The 253-nt window shown below is 51.0% G+C and carries 1 protein-coding gene; it reads left to right on the top strand.

Translation table 11 applies throughout. The annotated features are described in order from the left end of the window. A partial coding sequence (locus tag SB660_RS22250) for an amino acid--tRNA ligase-related protein (RefSeq protein WP_410584632.1) occupies positions 1–244 on the top strand: 244 nt, incomplete at its 5' end. Between the last annotated feature and the right edge of the window lie 9 nt (positions 245–253).

Below are 253 nucleotides of genomic sequence, written 5' to 3' on the forward strand. Positions count from 1 at the left end.
AGCGGCTGAACAGTTCGGATTCCTGCTGGAAGCATTTGAATACGGCGCTCCTCCGCACGGCGGAATCGCACTTGGCTTAGACCGTCTCGTTATGCTTCTCGCAGGACGTACGAACCTGAGAGATACGATTGCATTCCCGAAAACGGCAAGTGCAAGCTGCCTGATGACAGAGGCGCCTGGAGAAGTAAGTGACGCTCAGCTTGACGAGCTTCATCTTTCTATCAAGAAAAAAGTTAAGAACTGAATGTGCAGT

Source organism: Bacillus sp. SIMBA_005, from assembly GCF_046535585.1.
Classification (GTDB): Bacteria; Bacillota; Bacilli; order Bacillales; family Bacillaceae; genus Bacillus; species Bacillus pumilus.